The sequence below is a fragment of the Vibrio cholerae ATCC 14035 genome (assembly GCF_000621645.1).
Lineage (GTDB): Bacteria > Pseudomonadota > Gammaproteobacteria > Enterobacterales > Vibrionaceae > Vibrio > Vibrio cholerae.
Window position 1 is genome coordinate 294,055 of record NZ_JHXR01000003.1, and the last position, 14,321, is coordinate 308,375.

Genomic DNA, 14,321 nt, shown 5'->3' on the forward strand with positions numbered 1-14,321 from the left:
TTCGTTCACCCCAATCACATAGTTTATGTTGTCTGGGAATAAAAAGTGGTACAAAAAGAAAGGGTTGAATGATTTCAACCCTTTTTCGATTGGAGATTATTCGGCTGCGTAACCGTGTATGCCGAGCGCTTCGCCATCTAAATAAGCTTTGCCGTCTTTCATTGCTAAACGCTCTTCGACAAACCATTTCACGACAAGCGGGTAGATGCGATGCTCTTGATCCTGCACGCGAGCCGTGAGCTCTTCGACCGTGTCATCTTCAAAAATCGGTACTTTGGCTTGCAGAATGACTGGACCGCCATCGAGCTGCTCAGTGACAAAATGCACGCTGGTACCATGCTCTTCATCGCCCGCGTGGATAGCTCGTTGATAAGTGTTCAGTCCCGGATACTTTGGCAATAACGAAGGGTGGATATTGATCATGCGGCCCAGATAGTGGCGAACAAATTCGCTACTGAGAATGCGCATGTAACCGGCCAGCACCACTAAGTCAGGAGCAAATTTATCCATTTGCTCCATCAATGCCGCGTCAAAAGCATCACGAGTTTCGTAAGCTTTGGGATCAATAAAACAGGCGGCTGCGCCAGCCTGTTTGGCACGTTCTAAACCGTAAGCTGTTGCTTTATTGGAAAACACAGCCGTCACTTTGCCATCTTGAATACTGGTTGCACAAGCATCAATGATCGCCTGTAGGTTGGTTCCGTTTCCCGAAATTAAAACAACAATACTCTTCATGCTTAGTTGATCTCTACCTGTGCTTCGTTGCTATTGGCGGCTGCGATTTCGCCGATGACCCATGCGGTTTCGCCTTCTGCTTGCAGTAGCGCAACGGCCGCATTGGCTTGATCTTTTGGCAGTGCAATGATCAAACCGACACCACAGTTGAAGGTGCGGTACATTTCGTGAGTGGTCACGTTACCTTTTTCCTGTAACCATTGGAAAATCACTGGCCATTCCCAGCTCTTACCATCGATCACGGCTTTTGTACCTTCTGGCAATACGCGTGGAATGTTTTCCCAGAAGCCACCGCCAGTGATGTGTGAAATCGCATGAATGTCATGTTCAGCAATCAGCTTTAAGCCAGATTTGATATAAATTTTGGTCGGTGCGAGTAAGTGCTCACCAATGGTTTTGCCTGCTAACCGCTCATTCTTATCGGCTTTAGAGACTTCTAAAATCTTACGTACCAGCGAGTAACCGTTGGAGTGTGGGCCGCTTGAGCCAACCGCAATCAGCGCATCACCCACTTGTACCTTACTGCCGTCGATGATCTCTTCTTTTTCGACGACACCGACACAAAAACCTGCCACGTCGTAGTCTTCACCTTCGTACATGCCTGGCATTTCCGCGGTTTCGCCGCCAATCAGCGCGCAGCCCGCTTGCAAACAGCCATCGGCAATACCAGAAATCACTTCAGCAGCCGTATCCACATCCAGTTTGCCTGTCGCGTAATAATCGAGGAAAAACAGCGGCTCAGCGCCTTGAACAATCAGATCATTGACGCACATCGCCACCAGATCGATACCTATGGTGTCGTGTTTTTTCATATCCAGAGCGAGACGCAGTTTGGTACCTACGCCGTCAGTGCCAGAGACTAAAACAGGGTGCTTGTATTTGGTTGGCAGTTCACACAGTGCGCCAAAACCACCTAGGCCACCCATAACTTCAGGGCGACGGGTGCGCTTCACGGCGCCTTTAATTCGTTCAACGAGTGCATTACCTGCATCAATATCGACACCTGCATCTTTGTAGCTGAGAGATGGATTATTACCGCTCACGGGGAAGTTCCTCGGTCTAGTTGGATATGAAAACGGCGCTATTCTACAGGGCTTAAAACAAAAAGGAAAACGTTTGCGTAAGATTTTTATCCGGTTTTACAGTCGGAAATATCCACAAAATGAGTGTATAATCCGCAGGTTTAAATTAATGAAGCCGGAGTTGGACATGAAAATTGTTGAAGTTAAGCACCCTCTTGTAAAACACAAACTTGGCCTGATGCGTGAAGGCGATATCAGCACTAAGCGTTTTCGTGAGCTTGCAACTGAAGTGGCGAGTCTACTGACTTATGAAGCGACTTCTGACTTTGAAACCGAAAAAGTCACGATCGAAGGCTGGAATGGTCCTGTGCAAGTGGATCAAATTAAAGGTAAGAAAGTGACGGTTGTGCCTATCTTGCGTGCAGGTCTTGGCATGATGGATGGTGTACTTGAGCATATCCCAAGTGCGCGTATCAGCGTGGTCGGGATTTACCGTGATGAAGAAACTCTTGAACCGGTTCCTTACTTCAATAAGTTAGCCACTAATATTGAAGAGCGTATTGCCATGGTGGTTGACCCAATGCTGGCAACTGGCGGCTCGATGATTGCGACAATTGACTTGTTGAAAGAGAAAGGCTGTAACCAGATTAAAGTGCTGGTGTTGGTGGCTGCTCCGGAAGGGATTGCCGCTTTAGAAAAAGCGCACCCAGATGTTGAGCTTTACACGGCGGCGATTGATGAGAAGCTGAACGACAAAGGCTACATCGTACCGGGTCTTGGTGATGCCGGTGATAAGATTTTTGGTACTAAGTAATTTTGAATGAGGAAGCCACATGGCTTCCTCATTATCTTTCACCGTTCATAGCCCATACCCCACAGCCAACAGCGATACTCCCTGTCTATTTTTGCGATCTATTCCTACTTTTATTGCAATGCATTGCCAAAAAGTCGCGGATAAATGAATAGCCCTCACAGCACTGATGCATCTATCAGTTCTTTCTAACGCATCACCGAGAGTTAATGGCAACATAGCCAGCACTCGGTATGGTATATGGATTACGTTTCACTCATTACACTCGCTTATTAGAACAAAGGATGCGCTTCTGTTTTCCACTGATGGAGCAGAAGATTGAAGTAAGCAGTACTAGCAGGATGCTCATTATGACGCGAAAGAAATTTAGTTGGATTCTTGTCACCCTGATTATTTTTGGTTTTTTTGTAACGAGCTTGGTCAGCTATAAAGTGGCTCATGACACGCTTGAAGAGCAAATCAATAAAGATTCACTGCCATTGACCAGCGATAATATTTATTCGGAAATTCAGCAGGATCTGATCCGTCCGATCTTCATCTCCTCACTAATGGCTCAAGACACGTTTGTGCGCGAGTGGACTTTGGCGGGAGAGCAAGACCCAGAAAGGATCATCCGTTATTTGCGTGAAATTCAGCGTCAATATCAAACGATCTCCAGTTTCTATATCTCGGATCGCACCGGTCATTACTACCACTACACAGGCATACTCAAACAAGTATCGGAATCGAATCCGAATGATGCTTGGTTTTATCGCGTTAAAAACTCCGCGCCAGATAAGAATTTTGAAGTCAATATCGACATAGATACCGCGAATAGCCAACAAACCGTGGTGTTTGTGAATTACAAAGTGTTTGATTTTGAAAATCGTTTTCTCGGTGTGATTGGGGTTGGGCTGAGCTCTGATGCGGTTTCCGCATTAGTCGAGAAATATCAAAAACGGTATAACCGCCACATCTATTTCATCAATGAGTTGGGAGAGGTGACTTTACACGGATCTCACCATCCGGGGTTTGATCAGATTCAGCAGCGTGAAGGGCTCAAAACCTTAGCCACTCAAATCCTGACCTCTCCGAGTGTGGGTGCTAGCTATTATGCGGACGGACAGAAAGTCTACCTCAATAGCCGTTGGGTCGATGAGTTTCAGTGGTACATCATTGTGGAGCAGAAAGATGAGTTTAATCACGACATCTGGTTTAAAGCGACATTAGGCAATTTAGCCATCAGTGCTTTTGTGGCGTTGGGAGTGCTTGGTTTAGCGCAAATGAGTTTTCGAGGCTATCAAAAACGGCTGGAAGATATGGCGGTGCGCGATAAATTGACCGGAGCATACAACCGACAAGTTTTTGAAGAGCTCGTCGATGACGCTATTTCTTTGGCCAATAAAGAGAGTCACCCTTTAAGTCTGGCTGTGATCGATCTTGACCATTTCAAACAGGTGAATGACAACTATGGGCATCCCGCGGGGGATCTGGTTTTACAACGGGTGGTTGCACTGTGTCAGCGTCATATTGCTCAGGTAGGAACTTTGTGTCGGTGGGGCGGTGAAGAATTTGTGGTTTTGCTGCCGCATATGACGCAGCAAGAAGCCTATCAGCGTATGGAGAGTATCCGCGCTGAGATTGCTATGCACGCGAGCCAACCACAAGTTACCGTCAGCATTGGTGTGGTGCAATACCAGCAGAATGAGAGTTTGTTACATCTATTCAATCGTGCGGATCAAGCTATGTATACCGCGAAAAGCGAAGGGCGTAATAAGGTCGTTGGCTTGTGATGGATAATCAAAGTGGGGGAAGCCAAGACTTCCCCATTTTTGTATCAAAGCTCCCCCTAGCTAGGCTAGGGGGTTAAGCTTGGAGATAAAACGAAATTTATTTCGATTTTCTGAGGCTTAAAGTGCCACCGGTGCGCGGTGTTGGCTTTGAGCCTGAGGCTGTATTGGATGATGGGCTAGACGGACGACGCTGCGCTTTTTTCGAATTTGGCGCATGGCGAAACTCTTGTGCATTTTTACCATGGTAGGTTTTGGGGTTACGGCGCGCTTTGGATTCTTTGTTGGCTTCACGGCTATCAAATAGCTTGGCATCGGTCGCACGTTTAATCGTGTCACCACTTTGCGCGACTCGTGAGGCTTCTTCTGTACCGCTGGAGTCTTCACACATAGCCAGAATCTCGCTCACTTCCGCTTCGCTTAAATAACGCCATTTACCGTTTGGAATGCCATCTAGCGTGATGTTCATGATCCGCACGCGTCGCAGTTTAAACACTTCATATCCCAAGGCTTCACACATGCGACGAATTTGGCGGTTCAGTCCCTGAGTCAGCACAATACGAAATGAATATTGCGTCTCTTGAGTCACTTTGCAGGGCAGAGTTACCGTATCGAGGATGTTTACCCCAGAAGACATTTGACGGATAAATTCAGGCGTAATGGGTTTATCGACTCGAACCACGTACTCTTTTTCGTGGTTATTTCCCGCACGCAGGATCTTATTCACGATATCGCCATCATTGGTCAGAAAAATCAGGCCATCAGACGGCTTATCTAAACGACCTATTGGGAAAATACGTTTGTGGTGACCAATGAAATCAACGATATTTCCCGGAACATCACGTTCCGTCGTACAAGTAATGCCAGTGGGTTTGTTTAAAGCAATATAAATTGGACGCTCTTTGCTACGCAGAGGCTTACCGTCAATACAGACTTCATCTTGCTCGGTGACTTTGCTTCCGACTTCTGGCTGTAGGCCATTGAGAGTTACTCGCCCTTGCTCAATCAGCTTGTCGGCTTCACGGCGTGAGCAATAGCCCGTCTCACTGATGAATTTATTGAGGCGTTTTTCAGTCGGTTGGGACATACAATCTCCTAACGTTTCACAACGGATGGTGCACAAAATCCGCGCATTCTAACAGCTTTACCTACTTAGCCAAGCCGTTTCTGGTGACGCTCACGGTTTTCGGCTTTTTTCTCGGCACTCTTACGAAGTAAGACATAAACCGCGCCGGTGCCGCCATGTAAGCGTTGAGCTGAATGAGCACACTGCACTTCGCTGATTTGAGTCAGCCAATGGCTGACAAAACTTTTCATCAGCGCTGGTGGGGTAGAGCGCTCGCCACGACCATGCACAATCAGTAGGGTGCGAATATCCATCGCCATACATTGGCGAATAAATTGGATCACTTCACTGCGTGCTTCTTTGAGCGTTTTTCGATGTAAGTCTAAGCGTGCTTGAATAGGGTACTTACCCAATCTGAGCTTGCGATACACGCCATCTTGAACGCCATCCCGCTTAAATTCGAGCATATCATCAGGCTTAAGCATGGGGGCATGATCGATGGATAGCGCCTCGGGGTCATGGTCTGCCAAGCTTACTGCCGCTTCTCGCTTAGCCAGTTGAGCTTCGGTGACTTGGTGGGCTTTTTTGAGTTCAACCGTATCATGGGTGATGGTTTTGACATCGCCCATCATTTGTTGAAACAGTTCTAAATCCTCTTGCGACATAACGGCACATCAAAGTTATTTCACATGGTGCTGATTATATACTTCTCATTTAGCAAGTTGCACGGAGTTGTGCGTGGAAGGGGAGTGATGTTGAGGATAAATGCACAATAAAAAACCGGAGCAGACACGCAGTCGGCTCCGGTGCATAGCGTTTTTCTATCTTTCAATAGAGGCTAGCGATCTAGTGAGGAGATTTGTCCGTCATCACTTTGTAGATGAAGAAACCGCCATAGAACAGCATAAGACCTAAAGCGCCCAAGATGACTATCATTGAAGAGAGTCCAACTGCATTACCAAAAAGAAGATCGAGCCAGAAGTCCATGTTTCCTCCAAAGTGTTGAAGACGAGTTAACGTTAAATTCTGGCTATATTTGCAGCACTGATCTGGATCAATTGTGTTGCATAGGTTGCTTATATGTTTCTAATGTTGAGTTATGAGTCACATTTTTTACGTGCTTTGCTGCTGTTTTGACCGAACGAGAGAAACTCAACAGAAAGTCTGGCTTCAGGGCTTGCGCTTCAAGAAAGAACGAGTAACATACGCAGCGTTTCGGTGAATAGCGCAGTTTGGTAGCGCATCTGGTTTGGGACCAGAGGGTCGGGGGTTCGAATCCCTCTTCACCGACCATATTTAAGGCCTCAGCATTTATGCTGGGGCCTTTTTGCTTTATCAACATCTCACTTGAAGCCTCAGCGTTGTCGGCACTCGCTTCCCATCACATGATCTGTCGATACTTGTTTGGATAAGTTCATCTGCCGCCGACCCATAATGCCAAATCATTTGTTCTACCGAATAGCTGATTTATAAAAATGAGCAGCTTGCCGTTTGGCTTTGGTTAAGCTGCTGGATGCTAAAGCCTTTTTGCTCAAGAATACTGAGCAAGCTCTGCTTGCCAATTAAATGCAAAGTGCCGACGACGACCAGATAAGGTTTGCCTTGTTGTGGTAAGAATTGAGGGTGAGTGAGCTTCTCTGCCCAATCCCGATTACGCTCAGTGAGCATGTGGGCTTCCAATTCAGCGGACATACCGGTGAGTGTGAGCATTTGTAGCAAATTCTTCTCATCTCCTTTTTTCCAGCTTTCAATCATGCACTCGGTGAGTTGGGTATTGTTTTCCCATTCATCGATCAAACTCACCAGTAATTCCTGCCCTGAGTTGGGTAAGTGCGCTAACAGATCCACTTGAAATTGTAAGGTTTCTAGACTGAGTATAGGCAGTTGATGCTGCTCAGCTTGTTGCATGAAATAAAGGTCGATGCCTCGATCGGCTTGATACCCCATCTCTAAAAATTGGCGCATTTGCAGGATAAGGCTGGCTGACCATGGGGGCTGTTGGCGGATCTGCTGGGCATCCAACCTCAGTTGCTGCGCAATCCCATCCAATACAAACAGTTGTTCATCGCTTAAAACCTGCTCACTACTCAACGTCGTTGCAGGCAAAGTGATGTTGGATTGGTGACGGATATCCGTCTCCACGACTAAGCCTGCGCTTTGTTTTAGCTTTTGTGCGAGTTGGTCAGGCAATGGATAAAGCTGATCGCTGCCCACATGCAGAGAGCCTAAGAGGATGAGTTGTGTCGAACCTTTGGTTGCTGACCAGTACAAGGGTTCTGCGTGAAGAGGTTGGATAAATAGCCATAAAAGACAGCAAGCGAATCGTGTGAGCATGGAATGCGTGAACTCCTTTAGGTTCGGCAAAAACGTTACTTTAGCAGTGAATTAACGGATTTGACGGAGCTTGAATCATGATAAAGCTCACATCTTGTTGATTTGTCCGAGCCAACTCACGATTTGTTGCCGCAATCTTGTGTGATGTCGATCGGCTTTCTTTGCGTAACGCGGATTGCTAAGTGTGATCTGGATTGGAAGAAATCTCGTCAAAAATGAAGTGTCGATTTTGACGTTGCTCCTATATTTTTGAAATTTAAGACTTTTATCTTGGTGTCAATTTGTAAAGTTTGAACATGATCACTTGGCTAAAGGATTAATTTTGCGCTTAGAAAAAAGTGCCGCTAAATATCCCTGAATTTTAGGTAAAGCCATTGGCTGATGTCGTTGTGAGATTGGGTGCAGGCAGAGCATCCCTCATCGTTAACTAATTTAGGGTCATTATTATGCTGAAGAAGAGTCTTATCTCGATCGCGGTATTCACTTCATTAAGTGGCTGCGCACTCAACACTACGTCACCACAAGAGGTGGTAGACACATTAGCGAATAACTTGGATGTGCAATACCAAGTGGTCAACAATCACGGCGCGGATACTGGTTTGGCTTGTCAAACTCTAGAAGCTGAGTGGGCTTCTTGTAACCAAGTGAATATGACCTTGGTTAACCGTGGTGAGGCGGTCAATTCAAAAGATTGGGCTATTTACTTCCACAGTATTCGCTTGATCCTCGATGTGGGGAATGACCAGTTCAAAATTACTCGCGTTACCGGCGACCTACATAAACTGGAACCTACCGATAAGTTTGATGGTTTTGCCGCAGGTGAAACGGTGACTTTGCCGCTGATTGGTGAATACTGGACGCTGTTTGAAACGGACTTTATGCCACGCGCTTTTGTCACCGCACCGGATGCCGAGCCAAAAGTCATTGCGGCTTTAAATACCGAGGACGTGGCAAGCTTTGTCAGCGGACTGGAGGGTGAAAACCTTAAGCGCACTCCGAGTGACAACAATGTATTCGCTCAAGCGCTGTCTCGCTTTGAAAAGAACAGTGATGTTGCGCTGCAAGATGTGACACACGCACTCATCCCAACGCCACTGCAAGTGAAATCGCATAGCGGATCTGTCTCTATCGCTAAAGGTATCGCGCTGCCAAGCAAAGCGTTTGACGGTGAGCAAATGCAAGCGCTGAATGAGCGCGCACAACTGCTTGGCGTGAATCTGAAAGGGGTGATGCCGGCGCAAGTTATTATCAATCCTAAATCTTTTAAAGGTGACTTGGCTAAATCTGGTGCGTATCGCCTAGCGATTACGGATAAAGCCGTTAAAGTGACTGCATTTGACCAAGCAGGAGCCTTCTATGCGATGCAATCGCTGCTGGGTTTAGTCGATATGGCCGATGCCACTCAACTGCCAAAGGTTGAAATCGTCGATGCTCCTCGTTTTGATTATCGCGGTGTGATGGTGGATGTAGCGCGTAACTTCCACTCTAAGCAAGCGATTCTGGCGACCTTGGATCAAATGGCGGCTTATAAAATGAATAAGCTGCATCTGCACCTGACTGATGACGAAGGCTGGCGTATTGAAATTCCGGGCTTACCTGAGCTGACGGATATCGGCGCTCAACGCTGTTTTGACCCGAGTGAAACAGAATGCGTGTTGCCACAGCTTGGCTCTGGTCCAAACGCCGATAACTTTGGCTCTGGTTATTTCACCAAGCAAGATTATTTAGAGATCCTGCAATACGCGAAAGCACGTCATATCGAAGTGATCCCTGAGATTGATATGCCAGCGCACGCTCGTGCGGCCGTGGTTTCAATGGAGGCGCGTTACCAACGTTTAATGCAAGAGGGCAATGAGGCGGCGGCCAATGAGTTCCGTTTGCTGGATCCGCAAGATACCTCTAACGTCACCACAGTGCAGTTCTATGATCGCATGAGCTTTATCAATCCATGTTTGGACTCTTCCAAACGCTTTGTGGATAAAGTGATCTCTGAGATTGCGGCAATGCATCAAGCGGCGGGTATGCCTCTGACGACATGGCACTTTGGTGGCGATGAAGCGAAAAACATCAAGCTTGGCGCAGGCTTCCAAGATGTGAATACCCAAGAGCCAGTAAGTTGGAAAGGCAACTTGGATCTGAGCAAGCAAGATAAGCCATTTGCGCGTTCGCCGCAGTGCCAAAACTTGATTGCAACAGGTGCGGTGAGTGATTTCGGCCATTTACCAAGCTACTTTGCTGAGCAAGTGTCTAAGTTGGTTGCCGAGAAAGGGATTCCTAACTTCCAAGCATGGCAAGATGGCTTGAAATACAGCGAAGGCGAAAAAGCGTTCGCAACCGAAAACACACGTGTGAACTTCTGGGATGTACTGTACTGGGGCGGCTCTGCTTCTGCGTACGAATGGGCTGAGAAAGGCTACGATGTGATCATCTCTAACCCTGACTACGTGTACATGGATATGCCTTACGAAGCTGACCCGAAAGAGCGTGGCTACTACTGGGCAACGCGTGCAACCGACACTCGTAAGATGTTTGGTTTTGCACCAGAAAACTTGCCACAAAACGCAGAAACCTCACTGGATCGTGATGGTAATGGCTTCAGCGGTAAAGGCGAAGTGAAAGGTAAGCCTTTCTATGGTCTGTCTGCGCAGCTGTGGTCTGAAACCGTACGTACTGATGAGCAGTATGAATACATGGTATTCCCTCGCGTTCTCGCCGCTGCTGAGCGCGCATGGCACCGTGCAGAGTGGGAAAACGCCTATAAAGTTGGCGTCGAATATTCGCAAGAGACTCAGTTGGTTAACCATAAAGCGCTGAACGCAGATTGGAATCGCTTTGCTAACGTATTAGGTCAACGTGAGCTGGCTAAACTTGAGAAAGCAGGCATTGATTACCGCCTCCCAGTTCCGGGAGCCAAGATCGAGAACGGTCATTTGGCCATGAACGTTCAGTTCCCAGGTGTCACACTGCAATACTCACTGGATGGTCAAACTTGGTTGGATTATGACGCGAAGCAAGCGCCAAAAGTGAGCGGAGAAGTTTGGATTCGCTCGGTGTCTGCCAGCGGTGAGCGCACTAGCCGAGTCACTTCACTGAAATAATCGAACACTCATTTCACTCAATGGATAATGAAAGCCTCCGCATGCGGAGGCTTTTCTTTTGTCTTTTTTCTAAAGAACAAGTTATGGGGCAGCGCTTTGTGTCTAGCCCTTCATTCTCTTCGATAAGAAGGATAGATCAGTTCCCTTGATAAGAGCGGTATTCAAAGACTTGGCCGTGCTCATTAAAGGCATACACCGCATAACTGTCTTTCTTATCGCCATATTCCATACCCGGTGAACCCATAGGCATTCCGGGAACCGCGAGCCCTTTGGCATTTTTCGGTGGGTTAGCCAGAAAGTCTTTGATGTCTTGCGCTGGAATGTGACCTTCAAAGACATAACCGCCGATCTCTGCGGTATGGCAAGAAGCTAGCTTAGGTTTTACGCCCAGTTGTTGCTTAATGCTGTCCATGTTGTCATGCAGCACTTCTTTTACCGTAAAACCATTCTCTTCCATGTGTTTGGTCCATTCGGTGCAACAACCACAATAAGGAGATTTGTGATTCACTACCTGAGTAGCAAGCGCTTGTCCTGAAAATGTGGCCAATAGGGCGAGTGTCATCATTGTGCGTTTCATGGTGTACCTCATTGAGAATGTTGATCGAAAGAAATTTTGCTCCAGCGCAGGCGATTGGCATTGCTGACCACGGTGATCGAGGAGAGCGCCATCGCCGCTCCGGCGACAACTGGGCTGAGTAAAAATCCAAACGCTGGGTAAAGCACACCCGCTGCGATAGGAATGCCCAGCGTGTTGTAAATAAATGCGCCAAACAGGTTTTGCTTCATATTGCGCAGTGTGGCTTTTGACAGCTCAATCGCGCTCACCACACTGGTTGGTGATGAGTTCAAAAGGGTCATCTGTGCGCTCTCAATGGCTACATCACTGCCACTGCCCATGGCAATACCAATGTCAGCCAGCGCTAAAGCTGGGGCATCATTAATCCCATCGCCAATCATGGCGACTTTACGGCCTTGTTGTTGCAAAGCTTGAATGTGCTGCGCTTTTTGGTCGGGCAGCACTTGCGCTATCACTTGCGAGATACCGAGCTCTTTGGCAATCGCATTGGCAACCGAAGTGTGATCGCCAGTCAGCATCACGGTATGAATTCCAAGCTCATTGAGCTTACGTACCGCTTGCGCTGAGGTGGGCTTGATCGGGTCGGCAATCGCTAACACGCCTTGCAACATGCCACGATAAGCCACCGCCACCGGCGTCCACGCTTGTGCTGCAAATTTTTCTAGAGTCGATTCAGCCATCGACAAATCAATGCCTTGTTCTTGCATAAAAGCGAGAGAGCCAACCAGCACGGTTTGATTTTGGTAATCGGCTAAGAGTCCACGTCCACGTTGGTTAGTGAATTGGCTGATCTCTACTGGACTAATATTGCGTTGTTTCGCGTAATCACAGATCGCTTTAGCCAGTGGGTGTTCTGATTGCTGCTCAAGGGCGTATGCTAGAGCCAGTAATTGGTTTTCATCACCCTGCAACACATGCAGTGATTGAATACTCGGTTTGCCTAAGGTCAGCGTCCCCGTTTTATCAAACACCACGGTATCTACCTGACTTGCGGTCTGCAGTACGTTGGCATCGCGAATTAAAATCCCCATCTCTGCTGCTTTGCCGATACCTACGGTAATCGAGAGCGGAGTGGCAAGCCCCAAAGCACAAGGGCAGGCGATGATTAATACAGTGGTCGCAACGACCAACATGTAACTGGCTTTAGGATCGGGGCCATACAGATACCAAAGTGCGGCAGACAAGATGGCAATGACAACAACAACGGGCACGAAAACAGAGGAAATCTGATCGGCTAAACGAGCCATCGCCGGTTTACTGCTTTGCGCTTGTCTTACCATCTGGATAATCCGCGCCAGCATGGTTTGCGCACCAATGCCAGTAGCGGTGATCACTAAGCTGCCATCTTGGTTCAATGTGCCCGCTGCGACTTTCGCGCCGGCTTCTTTGAGTACAGGAATGGGTTCGCCCGTGAGCATGGACTCATCCAGATAAGAGTGACCAGTACTGACCACACCATCGACAGGCACTTGCTCTCCGGGTTTGATGCGCAGTGACATACCCAGTTGAATATCAGCGACGGCGATGGATTGATCGCCTTGTTCAGTCACCAACGTTGCTTGCTGTGGTTGTAAGTTAAGCAAGGCTTGCAGTGAGCGATTAGTATTGCTTTTGGCTTTGGTTTCAATGTAATGACCCAATGAAATCAAACCAATGATCATTGCCGTTGCTTCGAAGTACACATGACGCGCTGCATCAGGGAACGTTTGCGGCCAAGCTACCACGAGCATGGAGTAAAACCAAGCAGCGCCAGTGCCCAGTGCGACTAGGGTGTCCATTGTCGCTCTGCCATGAGTCAGTGCTTGCCACGCATTCATAAAGAAGTGGCGTCCGGCGGTGAGTAGCAGTGCGAAACAGATGGTGCCGATTCCCCCCCAGACCATTTGATCACTACTATTGCGGATCATCATGTTGCCGCCAAACACGCCCCACAGCATTAAAGGCGTACCCAGAGCGATACCTAATAAAGCACTCTGTTTATGCTCTTTTTGTAAGGCTTCTAATTGCGCTTGTTGTTTGGCTTGCTGCTGTGCTGGGTCATCCAAGATCTCCGCTTGGTAGCCAGAACTTTGAATGGCGTTAAGCAGTGGTTGCGGATTGGCGAAAATGCCTCTCACCAAGGCACTTTGCTCTGTGAGGTTGACTTGTGCACTCTGCACTCCCTCAACAGAAAGCAGGGCTTTTTCCACCGATGCGACACAACTGGCGCAGGTCATCCCCTTAATAAGCAGAGAGAGTGTTTGGCTAGACGCCTCAGTGGCTTCTGTGTTCGAGGAGTTCTCAGCGTCAGGCGTGTCGGTTTCCTTCTCATCAATGGAGGCTGCTGGCGCGAATGTTGATTCTTGTTCTGCTTCTATAGCCTGATAGCCCACTTCCGCCACTAGCGCTTTTACTTGCTCAGCGGTTAAGGTTGTAACCAGTGAAAGCCGCTCTTTACTGACGTGCAGTTTGGCAATCTCTGCCTGCGCGCTGAGGTGCGTGGTCAGTTTATTCACACAGCGACCACAATTTAAACCTTGTAGCTGATAAGTTTGCTCAGTACCGCCTTGATAACCCAGCGATTCAATACTGGTGAGCACCTCATTTAAGGTGGCATGGGTATGCAGTTCAATCGAGGTTGGCGTCAGCGTTTCGATCTCAACGGTGAGATCTTGATTGAGTTGGCGCTCCAATTTTCGCGCACAGCCCATGCAGTTCAGGCCACGCAGCGCTAAAGCAAAATGGTTCATGATCACTCCTCCTTGCGGAATGTCCACAAGGATAAACCTTAACCTTAAGGTAAGGTCAACCCTTACTTCTCGAACTCATTTTACTGAGAGTCAATTTGCCGAAAATCGTGCGTAGCATCGCGTTAACTCGGGTGTTAGAATACCGCCCAAAATTTCGCATGCTGAGCTCTCAGCAAAAGA

At 47.8% G+C, this 14,321-nt stretch carries 11 protein-coding genes and 1 tRNA gene; 4 read left to right on the forward strand and 8 right to left on the reverse strand.

Annotation, left to right across the window (positions count from 1 at the left end; genetic code table 11):
* Positions 1-96 precede the first annotated feature (96 nt).
* Positions 97-735, reverse strand: coding sequence for a phosphoribosylglycinamide formyltransferase (purN, locus tag T411_RS0104770; protein WP_000836541.1), 639 nt, complete (start codon positions 733-735; stop codon positions 97-99).
* Between the two features lie 2 nt (positions 736-737).
* Positions 738-1,778, reverse strand: coding sequence for a phosphoribosylformylglycinamidine cyclo-ligase (gene purM, locus T411_RS0104775; RefSeq protein WP_000016423.1), 1,041 nt, complete (start codon positions 1,776-1,778; stop codon positions 738-740).
* Between the two features lie 166 nt (positions 1,779-1,944).
* Between purM and upp the strand changes: the two genes are divergently transcribed.
* On the forward strand, positions 1,945-2,571 hold the full coding sequence (upp, locus tag T411_RS0104780; RefSeq protein ID WP_001887652.1) for a uracil phosphoribosyltransferase: 627 nt from the start codon (positions 1,945-1,947) through the stop codon (positions 2,569-2,571).
* A gap of 347 nt (positions 2,572-2,918) precedes the next feature.
* On the forward strand, positions 2,919-4,340 hold the full coding sequence (locus tag T411_RS0104785; RefSeq protein ID WP_001911815.1) for a sensor domain-containing diguanylate cyclase: 1,422 nt from the start codon (positions 2,919-2,921) through the stop codon (positions 4,338-4,340).
* Positions 4,341-4,437: 97 nt separating this feature from the next.
* On the opposite strand, the gene rluF is transcribed toward T411_RS0104785, so the two are convergent.
* The 3 genes from rluF to T411_RS0104800 all read right to left on the reverse strand — a co-directional run bounded on the left by rluF (position 4,438) and on the right by T411_RS0104800 (position 6,390).
* Positions 4,438-5,424 (reverse strand): 23S rRNA pseudouridine(2604) synthase RluF, encoded by a 987-nt coding sequence (gene rluF, locus T411_RS0104790; RefSeq protein ID WP_000082232.1) that lies wholly within the window; start codon positions 5,422-5,424, stop codon positions 4,438-4,440.
* A 65-nt stretch (positions 5,425-5,489) separates the two neighbouring features.
* Positions 5,490-6,068, reverse strand: a complete 579-nt coding sequence (smrA, locus tag T411_RS0104795) for a DNA endonuclease SmrA (RefSeq protein WP_000076436.1) — start codon at positions 6,066-6,068, stop codon at positions 5,490-5,492.
* Between the two features lie 181 nt (positions 6,069-6,249).
* A complete protein-coding gene (locus tag T411_RS0104800; RefSeq protein WP_000348347.1) occupies positions 6,250-6,390 on the reverse strand; it encodes a DUF3149 domain-containing protein in 141 nt (46 codons plus the stop codon).
* A 229-nt stretch (positions 6,391-6,619) separates the two neighbouring features.
* On the opposite strand from T411_RS0104800, the gene T411_RS0104805 reads away from it, so the two are divergent.
* A tRNA-Pro gene (locus T411_RS0104805) sits at positions 6,620-6,696 on the forward strand.
* A gap of 174 nt (positions 6,697-6,870) precedes the next feature.
* Here T411_RS0104805 and T411_RS0104810 read toward each other — a convergent pair.
* A complete protein-coding gene (locus T411_RS0104810) occupies positions 6,871-7,737 on the reverse strand; it encodes a TraB/GumN family protein (RefSeq protein ID WP_000957788.1) in 867 nt (288 codons plus the stop codon).
* 446 nt (positions 7,738-8,183) lie between these two features.
* On the opposite strand from T411_RS0104810, the gene T411_RS0104815 reads away from it, so the two are divergent.
* Entirely contained in the window at positions 8,184-10,835 is a 2,652-nt protein-coding gene (locus tag T411_RS0104815; RefSeq protein ID WP_000914817.1) for a beta-N-acetylhexosaminidase, read from the forward strand.
* 136 nt (positions 10,836-10,971) lie between these two features.
* On the opposite strand, the gene T411_RS0104820 is transcribed toward T411_RS0104815, so the two are convergent.
* Both T411_RS0104820 and copA read right to left on the reverse strand, forming a co-directional pair.
* Positions 10,972-11,412 carry a DUF411 domain-containing protein gene (locus T411_RS0104820; RefSeq protein ID WP_000831719.1) on the reverse strand — a complete coding sequence of 147 codons (441 nt, stop codon included), beginning with the start codon at positions 11,410-11,412 and terminating at the stop codon, positions 10,972-10,974.
* An 8-nt stretch (positions 11,413-11,420) separates the two neighbouring features.
* Positions 11,421-14,141 (reverse strand): copper-translocating P-type ATPase CopA, encoded by a 2,721-nt coding sequence (gene copA / locus T411_RS0104825; RefSeq protein ID WP_001015221.1) that lies wholly within the window; start codon positions 14,139-14,141, stop codon positions 11,421-11,423.
* Between the last annotated feature and the right edge of the window lie 180 nt (positions 14,142-14,321).